This is a genomic window from Shewanella sp. 10N.286.51.B2, from assembly GCF_041469265.1.
In the GTDB taxonomy this organism is placed as follows: Bacteria; Pseudomonadota; Gammaproteobacteria; order Enterobacterales; family Shewanellaceae; genus Shewanella.
Genome location: NZ_JBFRKH010000005.1, coordinates 1 through 24309, shown reverse-complemented (window position 1 = coordinate 24309; position 24309 = coordinate 1). Strand labels below are relative to the sequence as shown.

19 protein-coding genes are annotated in these 24309 nt (G+C 41.0%); 4 read left to right on the top strand and 15 right to left on the bottom strand.

The window, feature by feature from the left end; genetic code table 11:
• Positions 1-126: 126 nt before the first annotated feature.
• The 9 genes from AB4140_RS01020 to AB4140_RS00980 all read right to left on the bottom strand — a co-directional run bounded on the left by AB4140_RS01020 (position 127) and on the right by AB4140_RS00980 (position 14258).
• The gene (locus tag AB4140_RS01020; RefSeq protein WP_371999423.1) at positions 127-2172 is read right to left on the bottom strand and encodes a bifunctional 2',3'-cyclic-nucleotide 2'-phosphodiesterase/3'-nucleotidase; all 2046 of its coding nucleotides are present in this window, start codon (positions 2170-2172) and stop codon (positions 127-129) included.
• 33 nt (positions 2173-2205) lie between these two features.
• A complete protein-coding gene (locus AB4140_RS01015) occupies positions 2206-2277 on the bottom strand; it encodes a lipoprotein (RefSeq protein ID WP_371999451.1) in 72 nt (23 codons plus the stop codon).
• 1199 nt (positions 2278-3476) lie between these two features.
• Entirely contained in the window at positions 3477-4652 is a 1176-nt protein-coding gene (locus AB4140_RS01010) for a BamA/TamA family outer membrane protein (protein WP_303502916.1), read from the bottom strand.
• Positions 4653-4933: 281 nt separating this feature from the next.
• A complete protein-coding gene (locus tag AB4140_RS01005) occupies positions 4934-5680 on the bottom strand; it encodes an SDR family oxidoreductase (RefSeq protein ID WP_303502915.1) in 747 nt (248 codons plus the stop codon).
• Between the two features lie 89 nt (positions 5681-5769).
• On the bottom strand, positions 5770-6501 hold the full coding sequence (locus AB4140_RS01000) for a histidine phosphatase family protein (protein ID WP_102440323.1): 732 nt from the start codon (positions 6499-6501) through the stop codon (positions 5770-5772).
• Between the two features lie 279 nt (positions 6502-6780).
• Complete coding sequence (locus tag AB4140_RS00995; RefSeq protein ID WP_371999421.1) at positions 6781-9036, bottom strand: EAL domain-containing protein; 2256 nt, start codon at positions 9034-9036, stop codon at positions 6781-6783.
• Positions 9037-9086: 50 nt separating this feature from the next.
• On the bottom strand, positions 9087-12167 hold the full coding sequence (locus AB4140_RS00990; protein ID WP_303461833.1) for a chemotaxis protein CheB: 3081 nt from the start codon (positions 12165-12167) through the stop codon (positions 9087-9089).
• A 287-nt stretch (positions 12168-12454) separates the two neighbouring features.
• Positions 12455-13345 (bottom strand): bile acid:sodium symporter family protein, encoded by an 891-nt coding sequence (locus AB4140_RS00985; protein ID WP_102440326.1) that lies wholly within the window; start codon positions 13343-13345, stop codon positions 12455-12457.
• 106 nt (positions 13346-13451) lie between these two features.
• The gene (locus tag AB4140_RS00980) at positions 13452-14258 is read right to left on the bottom strand and encodes a class II aldolase/adducin family protein (RefSeq protein ID WP_102440327.1); all 807 of its coding nucleotides are present in this window, start codon (positions 14256-14258) and stop codon (positions 13452-13454) included.
• 88 nt (positions 14259-14346) lie between these two features.
• On the opposite strand from AB4140_RS00980, the gene AB4140_RS00975 reads away from it, so the two are divergent.
• The gene (locus AB4140_RS00975; RefSeq protein ID WP_371999419.1) at positions 14347-15267 is read left to right on the top strand and encodes a LysR family transcriptional regulator; all 921 of its coding nucleotides are present in this window, start codon (positions 14347-14349) and stop codon (positions 15265-15267) included.
• Between the two features lie 328 nt (positions 15268-15595).
• On the opposite strand, the gene AB4140_RS00970 is transcribed toward AB4140_RS00975, so the two are convergent.
• A complete protein-coding gene (locus AB4140_RS00970; RefSeq protein ID WP_371999417.1) occupies positions 15596-18103 on the bottom strand; it encodes an Ig-like domain-containing protein in 2508 nt (835 codons plus the stop codon).
• 526 nt (positions 18104-18629) lie between these two features.
• Here AB4140_RS00970 and AB4140_RS00965 point away from each other — a divergent pair.
• Positions 18630-19901, top strand: a complete 1272-nt coding sequence (locus AB4140_RS00965; RefSeq protein ID WP_371999415.1) for a YeeE/YedE family protein — start codon at positions 18630-18632, stop codon at positions 19899-19901.
• Between the two features lie 512 nt (positions 19902-20413).
• On the top strand, positions 20414-20713 hold the full coding sequence (locus AB4140_RS00960; protein ID WP_371999413.1) for a hypothetical protein: 300 nt from the start codon (positions 20414-20416) through the stop codon (positions 20711-20713).
• Positions 20714-20831: 118 nt separating this feature from the next.
• Here AB4140_RS00960 and AB4140_RS00955 read toward each other — a convergent pair whose 3' ends face one another.
• Genes AB4140_RS00955 through AB4140_RS00935 form a run of 5 tightly spaced genes read right to left on the bottom strand, consistent with a single transcriptional unit; the run spans position 20832 to position 23170 of the window.
• Positions 20832-21824 (bottom strand): hypothetical protein, encoded by a 993-nt coding sequence (locus AB4140_RS00955; RefSeq protein ID WP_371999411.1) that lies wholly within the window; start codon positions 21822-21824, stop codon positions 20832-20834.
• Between the two features lie 40 nt (positions 21825-21864).
• Complete coding sequence (locus AB4140_RS00950; protein ID WP_371999409.1) at positions 21865-22380, bottom strand: helix-turn-helix domain-containing protein; 516 nt, start codon at positions 22378-22380, stop codon at positions 21865-21867.
• Positions 22373-22543: a hypothetical protein gene (locus AB4140_RS00945; protein WP_371999407.1), complete on the bottom strand. Its 171-nt coding sequence runs from the start codon at positions 22541-22543 to the stop codon at positions 22373-22375. The genes AB4140_RS00950 and AB4140_RS00945 overlap by 8 nt, the downstream gene beginning before the upstream one ends.
• Before the next feature lies 1 nt (position 22544).
• The gene (locus tag AB4140_RS00940; RefSeq protein ID WP_371999405.1) at positions 22545-22880 is read right to left on the bottom strand and encodes a hypothetical protein; all 336 of its coding nucleotides are present in this window, start codon (positions 22878-22880) and stop codon (positions 22545-22547) included.
• Complete coding sequence (locus AB4140_RS00935) at positions 22874-23170, bottom strand: hypothetical protein (protein WP_371999403.1); 297 nt, start codon at positions 23168-23170, stop codon at positions 22874-22876. Before AB4140_RS00935 ends, AB4140_RS00940 begins: the two co-directional genes overlap by 7 nt.
• 373 nt (positions 23171-23543) lie before the next feature.
• Here AB4140_RS00935 and AB4140_RS00930 point away from each other — a divergent pair, with 373 nt between their 5' ends.
• Positions 23544-24095 (top strand): recombinase family protein, encoded by a 552-nt coding sequence (locus tag AB4140_RS00930; protein WP_371999401.1) that lies wholly within the window; start codon positions 23544-23546, stop codon positions 24093-24095.
• Positions 24096-24309 lie beyond the last annotated feature (214 nt).

Here is a 24309-nt window from a genome sequence, read left to right as displayed (position 1 = left end):
AGAAATCACTGAATTTAACACATAAAAAAACCCTACTGATCATTAAGTAGGGTTTTATACTTTCTAAACTTTAACGCTAAACTTTAATGCTAAACTTTAATGCTAAACTTTAATGCTAAATCAGCATTACTGACCTTTAGCTTTACAGTTAAATTCACCGCTGTAATCAAAGTTAAAGTTGTAAATAGTGAAACCTTCAGTACCTTCTTTAGTACCGTCTTCACCGTCTGTAGACAAACCAGTGATTTCATTAGTTGCACAGCGAATACCTTCTTCAAGTTTAGCTGAGCTAAATGAAACACTTTCTGTCGTTGGCGCGATAAGCTCAAACACTTTAGCGTTCGGGAAGGCTAAGGTGTTATCACCTTCTTGCTCAGCTAAACGATCAGCTAAGTAGAACTGCACCAATTCACGGTTATTAAATGCCGCTTCTTCTTTAACTAGCTCAGCATTATCAACACCTGGCATACGCGAGTTAGATGCACGGTAGTTGTTAGTGATCACATAGATTTCTGCGTCATCAGCAATTTCAACACCGTTATAGGTAAGCTCAACTAACTGCTTGCTGTCTGTTGTATCAAATTCCCAACCATTAATGTTGGTGTACTTTGATTGGTTTTCAACGTTGATTGTGTACTTAAGTAGCCCTTCACCTGACTGGTTAAAACCAGCGTAGAAGGCATCAAAGTTATAACCAGGGAAGCCTTCAACAAGGAAAGTCTCACCTTCAGCTAATGGTAAGCTGTTATAAGCATTTGAGTTAACCCACTCAATCCAGTTTTTCATATCCGCACCGGTCATTTTTAAAACGGCAGGGGTATTGTTATCAAATACATAGATATCAGCAACTGAAGCGTTAGTTAGCTCACCAGTTTGAATGTTGGTGTAATCGGCGCCGCCATTACGACCAGATTTAAATGGCGCAGATACAGACATGAAGATAGCGTCTGCAGATGCATCAGCAAACTCGCCTTCTGCTTTCCACTTATTTAACTGGTGAAGTTGCGCTTGGTTAACCACTTGCATGGATAAATCTGGTACCACTTGTGGGAAGAAGCTGTTCATGTTGACATCGATTTCAGCAATCATTGCTGACATGTAATCAACGGTACCTTCATGCTCTGTAGCCACTAAGTCTTCGATGATGACATCAGACTCATTTGGAATTAGTGAGCACAGCTCGGTTGTAGAGTGAGAATGGTCAACAGTCCATGTCTCGCCGTCATCGCTAGATTTAAGTTTAAGATCAATCACCCCTAACTTAGCACCCCAGAAACCTGGCATGATGGCTGGAATACCATTAATTAAACCAAGCTCAGGATCAACCCCTGGAATTTCACCGTATTCATTATTTGCATTCGGGAATTCACGGTGGTCGTGACCAAACATAATGGCATCAACACCGTCTACATAAGCAAGGTGTAAGGTTGCGTTTTCAGCAAACTCATCATTATTGTCATTGAGGCCTGAATGCGGGATAGCAACAATAACGTCTGCGCCTTCAGCCTTCATCATAGGCACAAAATGTTCAGCGGTTTTCTTGATATCTGAAACCATCACATTACACACTAGATGCGAAGCATCCCAGCCCATAATATCTGGTGGTGTAAAGCCAATGACACCGACTTTAACATTGTATGATTCACCATTTTCGGCAATAAACTCACGGTCTAAAATGACATATGGGTTATAGATATTTTCTGCGGTGTCATAAAAATCTTCAGTAATGCGGACTTCACACTCTTCAGCTGCGTTGCTGACTTTTTCAAGCGAGCTATCAGCTTTCCATACGTTTGAGCTAACATAAGGGAAATCTGAACCTTTAAGTGCTTCATCTAGGTATTCAAGGCCATAGTTGAATTCGTGGTTACCTAAGTTAGCCGCATCATATTTTAAATGGTTCATCGCTTTGTAAACCGGATGCTTGTCATCTTTAAGATGCTCAGCACCTAGCGCTGCCATGTAGTCACCCATTGGGCTACCTTGGATTAAATCGCCATTATCAAATAACATGCTATTGGCGACTTCTTCACGCGTTTCAGCAATCACTAAAGAAGTACGCGCTAAGCCCCATTCAGGCAGATTGTTTTCGTTGTGATCTGCGCTCTCGAAGTAATTGTATGGCATTACATTGGTATGAATATCTGTGGTTTCCATCAAACGAACTTCCATGCTAATGGTATCGTCTTTTGGTTTATCGTCTGATTAGCTATTACAACCTGTAAGTACTGCTGCAACACTGGTAGCAAGCAGAAGTTTCTTAGCATTCAATTTCATATTTATTCCAGATAATTATTTTATTTATGTCTGTATGCCGAATTATTGCCACAGATTAAGATTGGTCAATTAATCTCAAGCAATATTTCAGCATCAGTAAAGGCGGGAGTAAATTAAATAAAACATGCAAATAAGTAAAGTGAACATTTTATTTCAAAAAGAGTTAAACCAAAAAAACAAAGAATTAAACGACTTGATTTACCCGTATTTAAATAAGAGACAGAAAACTAGTAACAAACGTAAAAATAAAAATTACAGATATAGTTTGAAAAACAAGCTTAAGACTCACGGCTAAAAACCTTAAGTCTTAACTTACCCCCTCGTAAATATTTCAGTTAATATAAAAACAGCATATATATTCAACAAGTATCTCTTAGGATAAAAATAACCCTCAAGATATGAATAAAAAACAACACTCTGAATTGTTTCGACAGCAAGACACTGCCACAATCAAAAACATAAAATAATTAAAGTACAGACAGATAAGATAAAACCAAAATTTCAGACCTCTATTTTACTCTAGCCTTTGGCACCATGTTTAATTACAAAACCTTAGCTTTTATGATTGTGATGATTGGTAGAGCTTATGTCCCAGTCAATTGAAATGACACTTGTTCTTGAAATGATCAATAAATTTCAAATCTGACCAAAATAGAAAACAATTCAGTACTACTCGCCTACTGCTACTGATAACATTATAAATATAAAATTAGTTTTGAAAATTTAAATTAAAACCTGGCTGCAACAAGTGTTTCTCATAAAATAAACACCAATCAAGCCGCAAACAAACACCTGAGCAACAACAAATAAACATCTTAAGCCTCGCCGCGACACTTTAAATTACCAACAAATTAAATGGCAATTAATAAAAATAGTTTCTTAAATTATTCAAACCCTAATTATTAATAACCTACAGCAGTTACAAAATGATTAGATTGTTAATAAAGACATAAGCAAAGATAAAATAGCAACACTATTTGTAAAATACAGGCATAGAGACAACCCAATATAAACAGTGTAATCAATTATCAGTTAAATATAATTTTATTATCGAAAAGTGCTTAATTAAAAGTGTAAGAATTATAACTAAGTCCCTGGTAGATGATATTGACTACTACTGAATTCAATAGTACTTATAAAGGTAAGAGCACATATAAACTGATTGCCAATTAATATGTGCTTAAGTGTCTGATTGACGATTAAAAGCCCGAGCCTAGGTTAAAATACAATGCCCGCTCCTCTTCACTGGCGGCGACATCCACCCCCATATGAATGCCGTAACGTCTGGCAATTTGATAGCGAAAGCCAACACCATAAGCATTAACGGAGTCGCTGCTGTCTTGTATTGATTCCGTCTCTGTCTCTGTTTGGCCGTAACCGTAAAAGGTCGATACCGTCCAGCGGTGATCTATGTGATACATCAACTGCGCTTGTAAGGTGCCGACTTGATCACCTTGATAGCGAAATGCTGATACACCACGAAGATCAACATAAGGCTTAGTGGTAGGTGAAAGGCTGGTGTCTTTCTCATACAATTCCTGATAACTAGCAGCGACCGCAAAGGTCCACTTTTTAGCAATAGGGAAATAAAACTCGCCACTGGTATCTAAGGTACCGTAATGACTGTCAGAACCTAACGCCTCATCATATAACATGTATTCAGCCGATAAAATGTAACCCTTTTTCGGGAAAAACATATTATCTCGAGTGTCATACTCGGCCACCAAACCAAGACCTGAGGTGGTATGTTTATCACCCAGTGCGGTTTGCAAAAACCAATCAACTACAGCGTTTGATGATGAGACACTGGACACTGACCATAGCTGTTTTAAGCCCAACAATAATGGCGTATCAGCCACTCTAAACTGCAGTTTTTGCATCGCAAAGTAAGCTTCGGTAGTGGTATCAAATTTGAGGTTTTGCCCTTCAGGTAGTAAGCCACCTAAATTAGTATAAATATCTAAATTCGCCTTAGCAGCACCTGCGCCGCCGGTATAACGAATACTATCGTTTAACCAAGAATGACGGTGCCCCGCAAAAGCAAACCAAGTACCATTGGCTGTCGCGCCGCCGCCCACCAAGGTCATTGCTGCAGGAATTAACTGGGCGCCGCCATCAATAGACTCAAGGGCTTTTTGTTTACGTAGTTCTTTTTCTTCATCGGTTTCGTGCAAAAACAAGCCCATCAAACCACCACCAGCACCAACTGCAGGCTCAGTAATTAAAATAGGAACCGGTAAAAAACCATAGGCATTTTCAGCGAGGTGATAGCCAAGATCAAATTGGCCATCTTGCTGATCAAAAAAATAAGACTGCTCAGCAGATGCTTGCCAAGAAGCCATCGCTAAAATGCATAATGAGATTTTTTTAAACATGAAATACCTAACCAAGTAAAAAGAGTACCAGTACTGAATCGGCCGTCCCCAAAAATACCAATATGGGTTAGCACAATAAAACTCAGCAGCATTAACGATAAAAATTATGACTTAATTAAAGCAGTTTTTCGACTCACTGTTGAAGGATCTAACCATTCAATACAATTACGGTAAGATATCTCTGGCCTATGCATATAAAAATGCCTGCTTATTCAAAGAATAAACAGGCTAGATACGTGTCAGTTTTCAACCATTGTTATGGCGCTTGATTTAAGAAAATGTTAGCTAAATTTACGGATAACGCTAACAGGTGCGACTCGCAATACCCAATGCAAAATAGCCCATGGCCAGCTTGGCACAAAAGCGTTGGGCTTTTCTTTATTGATGGCCTTTACTAGCGCCTTACAACCGGTTTCGGTATCGACAATAAAGGGGATTTTTTCAACCCCTTCATTGATCTCACTTTGAATAAAACCAGGGTGAATACAGCTTACTTTTATCGGGGTATTCATTACATCAATACGTATGCCTTCACTAAGAGATGTTAGCGCTGCTTTAGTGGCTGCGTAAACTGTCATCGCCCGTCTAAAACCACGTACTGCACTGACAGATGATATGGTGACTAAATGCCCTGAATTTTGAGCCCTAAAGATAGCCATTGCCGCCTCAGCCTGTGCAAGCGCGGCAATAAAATTGGTTTCTGCTGTTTGTTTATTGGCATTAAAATACCCAGTACCAATGGAAGCACCTTTGCCCATGCCCGCATTAATAATAATGCGGTCTAACGGCCCCATTTCAGCGTTAAATTGATCAAAAACGCTAAAAACAGCCTCATGATCATTCACGTCTAAGGCTTTTATCAGCACGTTAATTTGCGGGTTAATTTGTTCTAGCTCAGCCTTGAGCTCAACTAACCTATCCATTCGGCGCGCACACAGTGCTAAGTTAGATCCCTGTTTTGCAAATTCAATGGCCATTCCTCGACCTAAACCCGAACTTGCCCCGGTGATCAAAATATTTTTTCGCATCTTATTATCCATTTTATGATGAGTTATTTTTATTATTTACATGGGCTATTTAAGCCCATTTTAGGCGCTGTTACAGCAAAAATAAGCACTTAGGTGTAAGTAATTATCCTTTTATCCCCTTGTTGCTCGAATATATCGTGCTCATTTAATGACGACAATGACCACTGCTTGTCCTGACCTCTGGCCACCACTTTGGTCACGCCGCCATTGACTAATGACCAATTAATATCGACAAACTGTGTTAGCGGCAATCCCAATAATAAACTGGCAATCACGCTAATTGGTCCGCCCGATGAATAGACCAAAATGGTTTTACCGTGATGCTCGCTGGTTAAGCGCTCAAAAACACCTATGACCCGTTGCTGAAAATCACTCCAAGATTCTGTATATAGGTTGTTTTCATTTAACTTAGCCGTTGCAGATGCCTGTGTCCACTGCTCCATAGCGCCGAAAAAGTGCTGCTGAAAAGCCGCGAGAGGATCGGGCTCTTGAGCTAAAAATGCGCGCATTTTACTGGGGCTGGTAAACTCAGGATGATACGCACCGAGAATATTTTGATGGTCATATTCATTCCAGCCAGCATCTTGCTCACTTAAACTTATCAGTGCATCATCGGCCAAACCAAAGGTATCTAGGCTATGCTGCGCGGTTTGCTGATGGCGTAACATTGAGCCTGTTATCACGAGATCTGGCGTAATGGTTTTATTGGCTAAATATCGCCCCACCAGCTTAGCCTGCTCAATGCCTAAATCAGATAACTGATCATAATCATCGGCATGAAAACTGGCTTGGCCGTGACGAATTAGAAAAATTTTACTCATGGTAAGTCCCATCACTAAATGCTGAATTTGCTGCGTTAAGCGCCTTATATAATGCCCATAAACCGTTTTTACATCCAAATGCTAAATCATGCTCAACAGCATTTAAAGCCCGTAAGAGCGACCTGTTTATTTCATTAACATAGCCTATTTTTAAAGGGGATTCGACAGTCTTTAATCATGATACAAAAGAAGCCTTTTTAGTTACTTGATTAGGAAGCAAAGAATTGAGTTATGAGGGTAAGTGATAGTGAATTAGAGCGCTTTTATTCGCATTAAGAATTACGCAGTCCAAGTTGGATTGCAGTGCCAAGCTTGCACCCACTTAGGCACCTGTGCTGCTGGCATAGGTCTAGAAATACCATACCCTTGAGCTACAGTGCAGTGAAGCGATAATAACTTATCAGCTTGCGCCTTAGTCTCTACCCCTTCGGCAACGACCCCAAGATCAAAGATATCTGCTAGGCCTATGATAGCCTTCACAATAGCAAGATCAGACGTATCGATTAACATATCCCGAATAAAGCTCTGATCTATTTTTAATTTCGTAGCAGGCAAGCTTTTAAGGTAGGTAAGTGATGAGTAACCGGTACCAAAATCATCTAAGGCAAACTTAACGCCCATTTGTAAACAGGCGTTCATTCGCTGACTAATTTTAACCATATCTTCTAAGGCACTGGTTTCTAATATCTCCATTTCCAATAGCTCGGGAGAAATATTAGGGTAAGCGGTTAAAGCTGCAGCTAAGTTGGCGACAAAGTCACTACTTTGCAATTGGCTGGCGCCAATGTTGACACTAACGGGAATCGTTAAGCCTTTTTCTTGCCACTCATCTAGTTGTTTAAGTACAGTATCAATTACCCACTCGCCTATTTTAATGCTAATTAAGTGGTCTTCAATCATGGGTAAAAAGACTTCTGGCAGCAATAATCCTTGTTGCGGATGCTGCCAGCGCAGCAATGCTTCAACCCCCACTACTTTCCCTGTGTTCATATTTACTTTAGGCTGAAAATAAAGAACAAACTCTTGGTTTTCGTAAGCCTGAATAATACACTCAAGGCTCTTTCGTTTCGTTTTTGAGGCTTCAGCAGAGTCCTTATCAAAAAATAAATAACAGCTTTTGCCTGCGTCTTTCGCTTGATACATCGCATGATCAGCTTGTCTTAGCAATAAGTCTGGATCGGTGCCATTTTGCGGGTACAGTGTTACCCCAATACTGGTTGAAGCTTGCAGTATTTCTTCATTGCAAATAATACTTTGCGATGCAGCCACCAGCATCCGCTGTAATACTGGTTCACAATCACTGGCCTGTTCAAGGTCGCTCAGCACTGCAACAAACTCATCACCGCCAATACGCGCTAAAAAGTCTCCTGCACGCAGCGCACTTTTCAACGCCAGTGAAATTAAAACTAAGAATTGATCGCCAGTGCTATGGCCGTGGGTATCGTTAATGGCTTTAAAGCCGTCTAAATCAAGATAAGCCAGTGCCAGCTTTTTACCGCGTCGCTGGCTCTGTTTTAGTGCCTGCGCTAACTTATTGGCCAGTAATGCTCTATTGGGTAAACCAGTTAACATATCGTGATGGGCGGTATGCTCTAGTTGCTGCTGGTGCGCTTTTTTATCGGTTATGTCAGTAAACATTGAGACATAGTGCATGACCTTACCATACACATCACGCACCGCACTGATTGATTGCATTTGCGGATAAATTTCGCCGTTTTTGCGTTTATTCCATATTTCATCACACCAATAGTTATGCTGTTTCAGCGTGCTCCACATACCGTCGTAAAAGTCTGCAGACTGTCGACCCGATCTGAAAATTCGTGGGTTTTTACCAATGGCCTCTTGACGGCTAAAGCCCGTTATCTGAGTGAAAGTGTCATTAACTTCAAGGATATTGCCCTTTAAATCGGTGATCATGATGCCTTCATGAGCATGACTAAAAACACTGGCGGCAAGTTTTAATTTTATTTCAGATTTTTTAGTGGCGGTAATATCTGTCAGTGCGCTAAGGCATTCAAGGCCATCTTCGTTAATAGTAAGCTTTAACTGTACCGTGCTTAGCTTATTATCGATGTTAAGTTTTATCTCACTGTCTGGAGAGTCAACGCCTTGAAAAGTATTGCCAAGGTGAGCGTTATATTGCAGTAGGGAGTCTTCAGTTAAGTATGCTCCAAGGCGTTTACCCAGTATATTTTTACGGGGCATACCTAACATACTTGCAGCGGTAAAATTAGCCTGAGTGATATGCCCAGTGCGATTAAGCGAAACATAACCTACTGGGGCTAAATCATATAATGCTTGATAGTTTGCAGCGGCTGATTCGGCGATATCCCTTGCCACTATTAGCTCTTTTTGCTGCATCTCTAATTCGATTTGATGCACCTGTAACTCATGTAGTAATCGATCAGCTGCAACCTCATCCGCTAGTGAGCAGCGCTCATTGCACTCATTGCAATCATGTTTATGCTGACACTGCATAGAATCCTTACGCAATGAATTCAGGCTTTGAATAGTTGGCTTTATACCCTTGTTCATTGCGTGCACTTGGTCATGGCTATCTTCCTTTGCCTTTGGATATCACTTTGCTATTCCATCTTGCAAAGTTTCTCCAGATTATTTTGTACATCCACCAATAAATTCCTAAGCTCTGCTTCAGAGGAGTTATTCCCCCGCTTAAGTATTTCCCTTACATTATTTAAGGTTTTTAAGTTGTGCTTTTTATCGGTAATGTTTTCAGTCACACAAACAAACAGACCTTGTTGTTGTGAGTACATTGAACATTCAAACCATTGCTTAGTTTCTTTTACGTAATACTCAATTTTTTCTGGCTTGCCAGACATAGCGACGCGACCACAAGCAGACATAAAGTCACTATTCGATTGGAGGATATTTGGAATGACTTCACTGCCATTTTTTCCAATTACGTCATGTAGTTCGGTTATGCCAACATAAGCGTTGTTTACTTCAAGATAGTTGAAGTCTACTGCTTTGTCATTGTTCAAAATGATTCTTTTATAGGCAACTGCATGGGAGGAATTTTCAAATAATAATCGGAATCGCGATTCCGATTGCGTCATGGCAATACTCGCCATTCTGTTTTCAGTATTGTCACTAAAGGTGATCACTACGCCATCGATGAGGTTTTCTTGGGTGCGATAAGGCATGATGCGCACGATATACCAGCGACCATCATGGGTTTGCACCTCTGTTTGCTGAAATATCAGGCTCCGCAGCACTTCGCAGGCATCATCAGCCAAGGCGGGATAAATTAACGAGCTAACTAAATCAGTGATCGGACGACCAACATCACTGGCAATGAGTTTGAAAATACTGCGTGTTTCAGTGGTATAACGGCGCACCTTAAGATCGCTATCTAAAAACAAGGTGGCAATATTGGTGCTATTAAGCAGGTTTTTCATGTCATCACTGGCTTCTGACAACTCATTAACTTTAGTGTTTAGCTCATGATTGACGGTTTGTAATTCCTCATTCATCGACTGCATTTCTTCTTTAGAGGTGGTCAGCTCCTCGTTAGTACTTTGCAGCTCTTCATTGGTGCTTTGTAATTCTTCATTAGTCGACTTGAGGTTTTCTTGTGCAAACTGCATCTCATTGGTGGTGATCCTTAAATCATCCCGAGCCTGTTGCAGGACTTGGTTTAAGGCAACTATTTCATCAGTATCAGTAGCGCTATCAACGCCATCAGCGCTACTGTGCGTGCTTAAAGCCGAAGTCTGCATTGATGATTCACTAAACAGCACCAATACCATGCCACACAGACTTGCAGGTTGCAGCAATGGTTGCACACTCACATCCACTTGCACTGTATTGCCATTAGTCCCCACACTAATATTTCTTAGTTCAGCCTTCTTCTTTTGGCGCACAGCCCGATTAAACACTTCACTTATGGGCGCAGTTAAACCTTCACGAGCCATTGCAAATAGATTGTGATTCACTTTACCGGCTGCGGGCTCTAAATAATTGCCAGTTTTACCATTGATATAGACGATATCCGCTTGCTCTGTGGTCAGCAACGCCGCTGGCACAAAGTGCTCTTGCAACAGCGATTGGGTCAAGTCTTCTAAGTTCAAATCATCAACTCCTTGGGTTTTAGCGGGCACCAGTTTTTCAAACATTTGCTCAGGTGAATAGCCACCTGAGGTTCTGCTTGGAAAGCTCATTAAATTAATCGGTTCAATTGTCTCGCATCGCTGATAAATACGCAGTTTTTCATGCACAGCACTAAACAGGACGTCGTCTTTACCTATGGTTTCAGAGGTGCCTAACACCAGCACCCCACCAGGATTTAAGCTGTAATGAAATAAGGGGATCAGCTTTTGCTGTAAATCCGCTTCTAAATAGATAAACAAGTTTCGACAACTGATTAAATCAAGCTTAGTAAATGGTGGATCGGTGACCAGATTTTGCTGGGCAAAAATAACCATTTCCCGTATTTCTTTACCGATGCGGTAACCTGCCTTATTGGCCACAAAATAATGATCTAATCGCGTTTGAGCAATATCATCTGCAATACTCGCCGGGTAGATCCCAGCTCGGGCTTTTTTAACCGCGTCATTATCAAGATCGGTGGCAAATATCTGCAACTCAAAATGCTGGGGATAACTCCCTTGCTTTAAGGCTTCTTGAAACACGATTGCCAATGTATAAGCCTCTTCACCGCTAGAGCAAGCAGGTACCCAAGCTCGCAAGGTGCCGCCTTCTGGGTGTTTAGCCAGCAATGCTGGAATAACCTCATCCTGAAGCTGCAGCCAAACCTGACTGTCACGGAAAAAGTGTGTCACACCAATGAGTAACTCGTTAAACAGCAGTTCATTTTCTTGGGCATTACTGCGTAAATACTGAGCATAGTCAGCAATACAGGTGAGCTTATGCAAAGCCATGCGCCGCTCAATACGTCTATAAATGGTGCTTTTTTTGTAACGGGAAAAATCATGCCCTGTATGGGATCGCAGCAAGGCGATGACTTTTTTAATGTCGTGGTGATCTTGTTCAGTATTTTCAACCTGAATAGGCATGTGGTTGAGGTAATTAACCACATTATCCATTAACACATCTGCGGGTGCTACAGCATCAACTAGTCCGGTATCAATGGCACTTTTAGGCATACTGGCAAATTTGGCCGTATCAGGGCGCTGTACAAACACTGCACCAAATTTTTCTTTGATAGCCCGTAACCCAAGCGTGCCGTCTGAGCCCATTCCCGACAGAATCACCGCAATGCTTTGAGCCTGTTTATCAGCCGCTAAAGACTTAAGAAAATAATCTATCGGTAAATGTAACCCATGGGGCTCAACACGAGGAAATAGCAGTAATGTCCCATTTAAAAGAGTTAGGTCATAAGCGGGCGGGATAACATATACATGATTGGGCTTAACCATCATGCGATCGCTAATTTGTAGCACCTTAAGCGGGGTTACACGCTGCAACAGCTCACACATAATGCCTTTATGGTGAGGGTCTAGATGCTGCACCACCACAAAAGCCATACCGCAATCAGCTTTAGCCTGGCTTAAAAACTGCTCAATGGCCTCAAGGCCGCCAGCAGAAGCACCAATACCAATAATAGGAAAGTCAGCCTTTGTCGCCGACGTTTTTACATCAGTTGTCAGCGGAGTCGGCGCGGTAGCAGCATTGGGCTTTTTCATTATTTGAAGTGATTTTATGTTAAAGAAGTCGAGTTTAGATAATGCGCCCCATGAGCAAGAAACTCAATAAACTTAGCCTCATTACTGATTAATAAGGACTTTAATACATATATTGGTCGTAATTACAGACGATTCAATCATAGAGGTTAGCACTAAGCACCTCTATAACGGATGATTTAGCTATTGTATAGTGGCCATTAATATTCACCTTATCGCATTAGTTATTATTAAATAAAGTGCCACCCATTGTTAATGTTTGAAAGTCATGATAACAATAGCCTTCATCATTAACGATTAGCAGGTTGCTGCACCTGTGTTTTTCGGCCGCGAAAGTGCTTAACCCAATACACTAATAAACTAGGGCCAATGTACATAGTTAAACCATATACCCCTGCGGCAATAGCATACTCAGGTTCATGCAAAAAACTGATCGCAATTAATATTGCCAAAGCCGCATTTTGCATACCAACTTCAATGCCTAACGTTAGTCCATCAATAATGGATAATGAGCACAACCTAGCCAGTAATAGCCCCATCATTACCGATAATATATTCAGTGAAATACTCGCCAGAAAGACTTGTTCAAATGATTCGAGTAACAACTCACGCTCTTTGATTATCAGGGCAATAATCATAGTGAGCATAAAAAACAGTGAAAACCGCCTAAAATACACTGCCACTTTTTGTGCCCAAGATGCGTAATGGTGCCGAATCACTATGCCTATCAATACAGGCAGTAAAGTAATCAGCACCAGCCCTAAGGCCGCTGCCAAAATTGAAAACTCTGTCGCTTGATCACCTACAAATAACAGCACCGAGTAACCAATAATAAACGGCGTGGTAAACACACAAATTAATGTGGATAACGCCGTTAAACTGACTGATAGTGCTAGATTTGCTTTAGCTAAATGACTAAAGACATTAGACATAGTGCCGCCGGGACAAGCTGCAAGGATCATCAAACCTACCGCCAATGCAGCATTAAGGTCTAACGCGATACAAATACCTAGCGCCAACAAAGGCAGCAGAATCACTTGCCCAAGCAAACCCACTATAATGGGTTTAGGTGTGCGCCATAAGCGCGTAAAATCTTGCTGAGTTAAACTCAACCCCATACCAAGCATAATAAAGGCCAATGCCAGCGGTAATAACACCTCAGTAAAAATTGACGCTTCCATACATCCCCCCCTGATGTCCATTGATGTCCATTGATGTTATTTATCCCTGCAGGTACTTTCTACTGGCACTTTTTGCTGACGCCTATAATCACTGTTTGCTCTCGCTTTAATCAAGAAAACGACTATCTTGAGCAAGCACTTGTTGGAACAAGGGCTGAAAGTTACCCCATGTCACCAAGTCAGAACCATTAAACTGACGGGTTTTAGTGGCAATTTCATCGCTAATAAGCTGCATATTGCCCGCTGCTTGTGCCAATAATTGACTATGGCAACAACTGTCCATCATCACAAAGTTAGCCACCGCAGCATCTACTGATTTAGCCACGGTTAACAGCCCATGGTTTTGTAAAATAACTGCGGTATTATCAGCTAATGATTCAGCAATCATATCGCCTTCACTTAATTCAGCGACAACTCCTGTGAACGCATTAAACACACTGTGATTTTGATAAAACATACAAGCATCTTGGGAAATTGGCGCTAATAACTCACCCGAGGCAGAAAAAGCGCGACCATAAGTGGTATGCGCATGAGCAATGGCATTCACATCCGGTCTGGCATGATGGATCCTAGAATGAATGGCAAAAGCGGCATTATTAATGGCAGAGTTCCCCTCAATAATATTACCCTGGTGATCAACCCTAACTAAGTCAGAGACTGTAATGTGGCCGAAGTACATCCCAACAGGATTGACCCAAAAAGTCTCTGGTTCAATGCAGTCACGCAAGGTAATATGCCCTGCTAATCCTTCATCAAATCCTTTAAGGGCAAACGCCCTAAAACCTGCCGCTAAGCGCTGCTTTTCATATTCACGTTGCTCTAGCGGATCGCTAAATGTCGCTGGCATTGGTAGCTTATATTTCTCACTACCTATGGTCATGCGCTTCGCTTGTTCCATCATATGACTATTCATTAACTGTTCCTTTTTAAACTCATGTTAATCTAATGTAAATAGTCGTAAGATAAATAAAAGTGATATAAATTTATGGCGAAACATTAATATGATGCATAGTAAGATTGATTTAAATTTGTTCTTAGTGCTCAAAGCTGTCTATCAAGAAGGCAGTATTACCGCCGCTGCGACTAAACTGCATCTTACCCAGCCAGCTGTTAGCCACGCATTAGCACGATTACGAGACAAATTTAACGACCCATTGTTTATCCGCCACGGCAGAAAAATGGTGCCTTCATCCGTTTGCCAGAACATTATTCCCCAAGTGATTGACGGATTAGCAGTGTTAGAGCAAACACTGTCAGACAATACTGCCTTTGATGTCAGTCAACATCAGCGGGAGATTAAGTTTGGTTTTCGCGATATTTTAGAATCGATATTTTTCCCAGTATTGGTCACTGACTTACTGACAAATACCCCTAATATCACAGTAAATAGCCGTCAAGTTACACAGGTTGAAATGGAGCCCGCGTTAATGCATCAAGACTTAGATATTGTCATTGATGTATTAATGCCAACCCATGACGATATTCGCCACACACTAGTGTGTAATGAGCGGTTTTCGTTAATATGCCGCCAAGGTCATCCGATATTGCAAGACTTAACCTTAGCCAACTATATTAATTTTCCCCACGCCTTGGTCACCTTAAAAGATTCCAAAGTTGACCTCGTGGATATGGCGTTAGCTAAGCACGGGCTTACTAGAAAAATAGCCTTGCGATGTGAGCATTACTTTGCCGCCACCAGCGTGATCAGTCGCAGCGATATGTTACTGACTATGCCAAATGCTTACGCCAATCTACTCAAAGATAAAATGCCCGTGAGTGTGGTAGAGCTGCCCTTTGAAGTCCCCGATTTACCTGTCTATATGTATTGGCATAAACAAGCGGAGCAAGACCCATTAAATGGTTGGATGCGGGATAAATTGTTGAACATAGCGAGAACTGAATTAGAGGGACGTACTGGGTAGTGAGTTGATATGTATGCTGTTGGAATTATTTTTATATTTAACGAGGAACATTGCCGCCTACAATATTAGGCTTGGCTTCCGGAAAGGCTCTAAAGTCATACGTGCAAACCTTTTATCAGCATCCTGAAGCTTAGACTCTAGCTAACTAGCATAAAAGTAAAAGTATCCGTTTCAATTTGTGCTGACTGACACAATAATTACACTCGTCAGCTAGAGTCACTTTTAATAATGATAAAAAATCGATGAGCGAGGTGCATAAGCCCCAATGTCTCATCGATTTGTTGTTAAGTTAGCCGCTTAATCATTAAAAACTAAGCGGCATCATTACCTATTTATGGGTTTGGATTGCTCTATGACTATCCTTAGGAGCTAACAATACTGTTGATACACTTTTCTTCTCAGTAGTCGCAGAAGCTTGATCTAACAAACCAATATTAAGCGTATTTTGCCATTCAGCTTCCCAATGGCTTAAATCAGCCAATTTAAAGGTGTTTATGCGGGGACGGATAAATTGACCTATTTCGCTATCTTCTATTTCACCATTATTATCATAGTCCCAACCATAAACAGAGTGCTCTAACACTAAAGCACGACCATCATCATCAACTGAAATCACTTCCCAGGTACGGTGTCTTTCCTGCCAATCAGATGAAAAATACATATTGACCTGACGCCCTGATTTATCCCAAGTCCAACGATCATCCCCTAAACTGAAATAACCAATCCCATTGCCTACTTCATCCCAGTCATCCTCAGCAGTGACACCACCAAGTCCTCTATTAAAAGTACCATCGGCATTAAATAAATACCCCCACACTTCTTCTAATTTGAGTTTATCACCATCCCATGCACTTTCCCGGCTGCCATTAATATAAGCCAACTGAACCTTGGGTAACTGGGTGACCAAATTATTGGTATATAACTCATAGCTAGTATCAAACTGAGCAATTTGGCGTGCCACCACAAACTCCAACTCACTACCCACCCATTTTTGAACTTGAGCTAAATGACCTTTCCCAGCTGATGTAAACGGAATAAATTTATAACTCACATCACCTTGAGTTAACGCAAGTACGCCATCGGTTAATGATGCGGTAAATTGTTGATTAGTATCCCTAGTAGTCGCTGTTGCGCCTGATATCGAGACATAATCACTGACGATTTCGGTCACCTCTTCTAAGGTACTATGAGTAATAAAAGTATCGTCAAAGTTGAGCGCCCAATTACCCTCTAAATCTGCTAATGTTTTATCCATAAAGGCACTTTCAGGGGTGTGAACTAAAATCTGATTTCTGGAAAACGCTTCAGTTACCCGTGGAGTTGGGTCTGTCCAAGTACTTACAGATTCAGGAAGCGTAATTTGGGTAAAAGATTCTCCGGTTACGTTAACCTGGTAACGTGATGGCGTGCTTGACAACAGAACATAACTTTCTTGCGTTGTGCCATACTCAATCTTTATTTGAAACTCATAATCAATTAAACCTGCATGAGCAGCTAGCACTAATTCATCTGCAATGGCTTGCGGAAAACCATATTGATGAACTAACTCATCAAAAGGATAACCAATGTAAGGGACAGACGTATAAAAGCCGTCTTGGTAAGCAATATCTAGGCTGCCTTCTGCAACACTCCAAGTAAAATTAGCTTCACTGATACTGCCAAAATGATTTTGTCCGTTATAGGTTATTCCAGTACCATCAGCAGCAAAATGCCTTCCTGTACCACTGTATTCATTCCAGCCTTGCTTAGCGCCAAATGAATCTATTATTATTTTATTACTGAAGTTATCAGCGCTAAATTGCTCAACAACATTGGGGTCTGAAACGGTTTGCGCAATAGCTTCACTTAACGCCTCTTCAAACGCATCTGTTGGCTGACCATTTTCATCAACTAGTCCATTTTCAACTAAATATTGTTCAATTGCTGCAGATATTGTTAAGGCTTCATTTTCAGCTGATTCTAGATCTAACACCGATAAAACCGTTTCACCTTCAGGAATATCGAAATCAGCGTTATCCACCAGTAACTTTATAAAACCTGCGGTCTCCATAAGCTTCTCAGGCGTAATCAGGCCAACTAATTCATTAAACTCTTCTTCACTGCTGATACTGCCATTTTCTGTGCGCTCTTTTACGAGTAAATACGTAGCAGTAGAAACGTGAGTCACATTGGTTAAGTTATTGTGCTCATTGGTTAACTTACGCTCTTCATCTAGCGCAGCGAGTAGCGTACTAGCTTGTCCGGCAACAGCAATAAGCTCAACATTTTCTTGACCTGCTGCTGAACTGCCTGTGGCATTAATAAAAATCAGTGCTGACATATCATTGATCGTTACTGGCAAGGTGTAATTACCGCCAGCATCAGCTTCAACCTCAAACACTTCTTCACCAATAGTGATAGACACTTTTGCATTTGCAATCGGAGAGTCAGTCACTAAGCCCGACAAGGCCATAGTGTGATTAACGGTTACAGCAACTTCGGCTTGAGCGGTTAACTCGCCATCTGAGACTTCATAGATGATGGTATCAATCGTCGCAACATTATCTTTTGGTGTATAAACTAATTGATTATCTACAATCTCTACGGTTCCGCTAGAGGGTTGAGTAGTGATAGCTGTGATGGTTAATGGATCACCATTGGTATCAGTATCGTTGGCTAATACATCGATTTTCGCCGATAGATTATTTTGAACGAGTGCAGTATCAGCAACAGCTTGGGGGGCTGTATTTACCACAGGCTCGACGACGGGTTCAATTATCTTTTCAGGATTTGAATCGCTACCACATCCAGATAAAATTGCAGCCGTAAGTAGTGTTAATGAAAAATGTTTTTTCACTTGAATTCCTTTTCTTGCAGGTCCATGGGGTTCCAATGTTGTTAAATACAACTTTGGTCTTACTCTTCAGTATATTAACACTGACATTAACATTGCCGCAACAGGCAGTACCCTCCCCATAGCCCAGAGACGCACTAGGTAAAATAGGTTTAATTTCAATGCCTTCCCCTAAATCATAAAGTCTTCACTTTCGCTTGGTTTATAAAAAAATCTGTCGACTACCCTCTTAAATCGTCGAATATTGACAAAATCTAAATTTAATGACTTTAAGTCGCACAAGATGATATCCCCATGACTTTAAACTCACCCCCATCAATCATTGACTGAATAAGTACCATCATAATTCACTTTATTGCATGAGTTATTACAAAGCGGTCTATTTAAAACAGCGGTTGACGATAGACAGCAACAAGCGGGTTCACCATAATCTCCTTTCAAAATAGCAGGTACACATAAACATATGAAAAATATATCATTTGTTTAGTTTCTGTTTAAAGTTTGTTATCAAATATAATTAGTTGGTCTTGTGGAAATAAATAAAAATCAAGCAGTGATGGCCGTTGCCATTTTGCTATTAACCTTAGTGGTTGGTGCGACTCAATTAGCCAATGACGGGCTGTTTTTACGCTTGTTATTAGGCCTTAGTTTAGGCTTTGCGTTAGCCAAAGGCGCCATCGGTTTTGCTGGCAGTATTAACCGCGCTTACCGTCGCGGCTCGACCCAATTACTGCAAACCCTGATGTTTATGTTTGTGATCACTGCCATCATCAACGCCGGTTTGCTACTTAACTCTGACAGCCAACACTATGATTTATGGATTAACCCCATTAATGCTGGGCTATTGATCGGCGGCATCATGTTTGGCGCAGGGATGAGCTTATCCAGCTGCTGCGCAACCGGGATGATGGTGGAGTTTGTCAGTGATGTGCCAAGAGCGGCAATTACTTTAGTATTTTTTGGTGCCGGGGTCTTTTTTGGCTTTCCACTACAAAGCAGCCAAAGCTGGATAACTGATAGCTGGTTTTCATCAGCGAGCTATCAAGGTAAAGGCGTCTTTTTACCCGACCTGTTTGCTAACACACCGCTAAATGGTTACTTCATGTCCATTTTAGTGACCATTGTTTTAGCGTTAACCGTGGTGATTATTGCCAAGAAATATGAAAACTATCGCCGCCGTAAAGGCTCATACTTAGGTGTCGCAGGTGAAATAGAGCGTCAACAGCTTCAATCCCAAAGCGTTAACCGTGATGAAGATACATCGTTCTCATTATTTAGCCGCAAAACATACCAAAACTGGTTCGCCAGCCTGTGGAAAATGCGCACCACGGCATTAGTCATCGCAGTTATTTTTGGCATCATGATGGCAAGTACCGGCTCAGGCTGGGGCGCATCGACTCCCTTTGGTATTTGGTTTGCTAAAGGTTTGATGTTGTTTGGGGTTGAAATGAACACCATAACTGAAATAAGCCAACGACCAGAAGCCATGTTCAGTACGCCTTTTTTTGAACACGGGGTATCAGTACAAAACTTGGCGATTTTCTTAGGTACACTCATCGCGGTGTTATTTATGGGTAAATTTAAATTCTCATTTGCCATAAAACACTCAACAAAACAGCTGGCATTGTTTGCTTTAGGTGGACTGTTAATGGGCTTTGGTACACGCTTTGCTAACGGCTGTAATGTCGGCGCCTTGTTCACCCCAATTGCTAATTTCTCATTATCTGGTTGGGTATATTTACTGGTACTTGTCATCGGCGCCATTGCAGGTAACCGTTTCCAACAAGCGGTAATGAAATAATTTACTGATAGACTAGACAGCAAAAAGCCCGCTTATCTTTCGATAAGCGGGCTTCGTACTATTAGGTGAGCTGGCCGATAAGCCAACTCCTCACAGCGAAATCAATCAGTAGTAACAGAGATACAGAGCATTTAAAGCCACATTGTATCCCGCTTTGTAGCACACATTGGTGCACACTTTCTTATAGAATATTTCAAATACCCCAAAACTAAAAGTCTTATAGTTACTTAATTAATATTTATGAGTTAAGTGATCTACTCCTACTTTTTGATAGTTTCCAATCTTCATTTCTTTAGCCATTAAAGCCAAATGTTAACAAGCGTTCTTCCCTCTACTAGTCCCCAATCTCATATAACTTATTGATTCGGAAAAACAGTGATGTAAAAACATACCAAAAAAGTAAGTAAAAGCTTACTTTTCAACAAGATAAGATCAATAAATCCGGAAGTCGTTTACAGTTGACGCCCCCATTTTAGATGATAGGTTGTCGCCGAAATACTTAGGAGGCAACAATGTACATAGCTATCAAGTTGAACGAAAACCTCACTGTAATCTCAGTGTATTGCATGGAAAAAAAGTGCATCCCTAGTTGGGTTCTTAAAGGGACAATTAAAGGTGAGTATTTAAGCCGACGCCATAAGCCGCATAAAGATGAGTCTATACGGCTGTATGCAGCGATGTTAGCGCTTAGAGCTTACTCTGACACAAACCAAATAGAGAAGCGTTTAAAGCTATCCTACCCGCGATGGGCTGAGTTTGTTGTTCTTGCTGAGCAGCACTTGATTGATGAGGCAATATTTAACAATACTTAAAAGGGTAACAAAAGGCATTCGCTTCTGACCGCATGTAAACATGGTGGTTATTTGGGGTGATTTTCAAAAAAAACCTAAAAAACTATATCACGCTCGGATTAAGGCTGAGCGTTTTTTTCTAGGACTTTGAGTTTTTGCCACACTTCTTGCTAGTGGACAAATATTTTTTCTGGTAAGCCTTAGATTTAGCCGCTGATTCAGCTTTGATAAAACCTTGAGCGTCCCCAAGGTTAGTTACAGCAACACGTTTAGCGTACCTCTTTTCATCATTAATCTCTTTTGAAAGATAATGAGCTGCCCCACCATTTACCGAAATTTCTGTGTTGTAGAATTCAGCGTTTAGCTCTCGCCAAGTATTTAACCAGTAAGGATGCTCATGGTTCTTTTCGAAAGGTATTTCCCCAAACTGATCTTCCTCTGCTTGTGTTAGTTCCGTATACGGGTACTTAACAACATAAGCACCTTTTGATTGGATACCTGTTGAAGACTTTTTATATGGTGCGAGAAGCTCTTTAAAGCGACCAATTGTGGCATCACTGCTTTGAGTTGTGATTGTAATGATATGAGCGTGTGTAGCTTGCTCCTGCCTCACAGACCCTGATTCTAGAACCACCATTGTTGGCATTAACCACCGATTATTTTTTCTTAAGTATTTGGTGATGTCTTTTGCTATTAAAGATTTCTCTCGGACTGCTCTGGAAAAATAAACCGTGACGAATTGAAGCTCCCCTTTGATTGTTGTATTTAACTTCTGAATCGCTAGAAATGCTGCATCTAAATCCCTTGAGTAATATCTTGTCTCAGTTCCGCTTTGAGGTGAAGCTAATAATTTTTCCCTGCGCTTTCTTCTCCCTTTCTTTATATCTTCATAAAGAGGCTTCTGCACCTCTAGTCTATGATCTAATAGGTAAGAGCTAGTTCCCGTTGCCTCCCTATACTCTAAAGCTCTTAACAGTACTGAGTTTGGGGCTTGTAAGGCATCATTATTTTCATTAGTAGCTGGGGTTTTTTCTGCGCTTTTATCAATACCCTTAACTTGTTTATTTATCGAGCTACTTTCAAAGTATATTTCAGTCGCCAATTCAGGCTGCTTTTTGTCTTTATCATTCATCTAATAAACGCTCAAAGCACCTTTACTAAAAGTGTTTTAATTACGATTCAAGTTTGGCAGCTCTTACCTCAATAACCTCTGCCTCAAACATTTCCCTTACAACCAACTCTGGTAACTCATTAGATTCTGCTGGTGGCTCTCCAAGCTTAAAACTAGCCCTTAAGGTGTCATTTGATAGTTTAAGGCTCGATGCAATTGCAGATAATGCTCTAGCTACCTGTACGGCCTCTTTAGTGTCTAATGGCTTATCTGGTAACTCATCCATTAAGGCGTGTAGTTTCTCCCTAAGCTTTGTTGCTAACGCAAGATCATCAACAAGAAGCGAAGAGGCTTGAGCTTTGATTGCTTCGCTTGTTAGTGACTGTTTAAGCGCTTCTTGGTATTGCGCAACAAGCTCAGTTTTCATCGAACCTGATTTAATACCGTTTCGTTTCTGAATATCCCTAACGGTGTGGTACTTCAATCCGAACAGCTTAGAGATAGCAGCAAGCGTATAGCCTGCCGCTATCATGGCTAAAATCTCAGACTGAGTACTAGGATCTATGCGTTTACCCAATGCTCTTCCCACTTGAGTTAATGGCGTTTGCTCTAACCTTCAAGGTTTCTAGGCCTTCTACAATCAGATATTGAACAAAGTGGCGATACTCCATACCCGCTTCTCTTGCTATGCCTTCTATTGTTGGCTCTAGGCACTTTGGTACTCTAATTTGCTTTGACATATTATTTGACCCCCAGCATTGGTAATGTCACTTTTTTTGCTAAATCAGCCTCCCGCTCAATCAGTGCTGCAAATGTCTGTTTACTCGTACCGTGACCCCTAGCGGCAATATTACATCCGGCAAGAATTAAGCGCTCCAATGTTTGAAAGTCATCAACCCCAGTTGCACTTGCAAGCCTTTGGATGACCTTACCTGTTGCAGCATCTCCAAACTTAAGCCCGTTAATTACATTACGTAAAGCTTGCAAATTGGCACTCACGACTGCTTTATCCCCGTTCTCCATTGCTTGCTCTGCGCTATCAACTAAAGTTGAGCAAAATTGCATACGCTCTAACATTGGCTTTCCTCTGATTGTGTTTTTGTTAAACATGCAGCGATTCGATGCATACCGCCCAAATGACCATTCTTAATCGTTTGCTGTCTTCTTGATTCGATATGCTCGCGCTTCTTCTCTTCATCAATTGAATATAGTGAAGGTGAACTGCTGACTTTTACTTGTGAAAAACCTTCGCCATTGAGTATCTGCATTAGCGTTGTATCGCAGTAGCTTTCGGCTATGTGCCTTGGCAATCCTTCATTATCAAGCTTATTTATCATCTCGGTTCTAGTTAATGTGCTGATTGTCAAAGAAATACCCCTATGTATAAGATTACTTTTTATACTATTTTAATCAATGTATTCAATAGCTTATATCACTACTGTATCAGAGAATTTGTACTATGTGACAAGAAAAGTAACGTAGATTTAGTGAGGAAGACGTAAACCCCCCATTTGACAGAGAAAATTGCTGAAAATAATTTAATAGAATTTTTTTAATTCGCTGAACTATAGACATAGAGCAACCTAAAGCCTCTGCTGTTTTAAGATGCTCATAGCTAGTCTATAACTAATTCTCTAAAGCATACCTTTGTAGATACACACAAAATAACTCTATAAAGGTTGAATTATTAGTTTATAGACGATATTATCAAATCCTCTTAGACCTTTATGGATAATCACAATGTCAAACATCGCCTATATTCGAGTCTCAACCATTGAGCAAAACACAGACCGTCAAACATTCCCAAATGTTGAAATTGACAAGGTCTTTGAAGAAAAGGCATCAGCAAGTAATATCAAACGTCCAGTTTTAGATGAATGCATTAACTATCTGCGAGAGGGTGATACTTTACACATTCATTCTTTAGATCGTGTATGTCGCTCTGGTGCTGGTGACGCTGTGAAGCTTGTAGAGCATCTAAGCGCTAAAGGTGTAGGCATACAATTTCATAAAGAAGGAATGAGTTTCTACGGTTCAATGACAGCCGCTCAGAAAGGCGTATTGTCTATTCTGGCAAGCGTGGCTGAAATGGAACGAGGTTTAATCAGAGAGCGACAAGCAGAAGGTATCGCTGCGGCTAAAGCTAAAGGTAAGCACATGGGCAGACCGAGCATAAAGGTCAGCAAAGAACAGATAGAAGAATTACTCACCCAAGGTCTGACTGTAAAAGCTGTGGCCGAACAGTTAAAGATCGGGACTTCTACCGTTTACAAGATCAAAGCAAATACCTGAATATCTGCGCTTTACGTAACAGAGGTTCTCCTCCGCCATAACAACAATGGGCGCATCTAGCTGTATTCTGCATCTTATAAGCAAATACATGTCATTTCGATGTGTTCAGTTAACCTTCAAAACTACATGGCTCAACACGAAAGGCTCTATGCTGCCGCAGAGCGACTTCGTTCAACAAACTTCTGCCCCGAAATGTGTTTGAAATGGATATCTC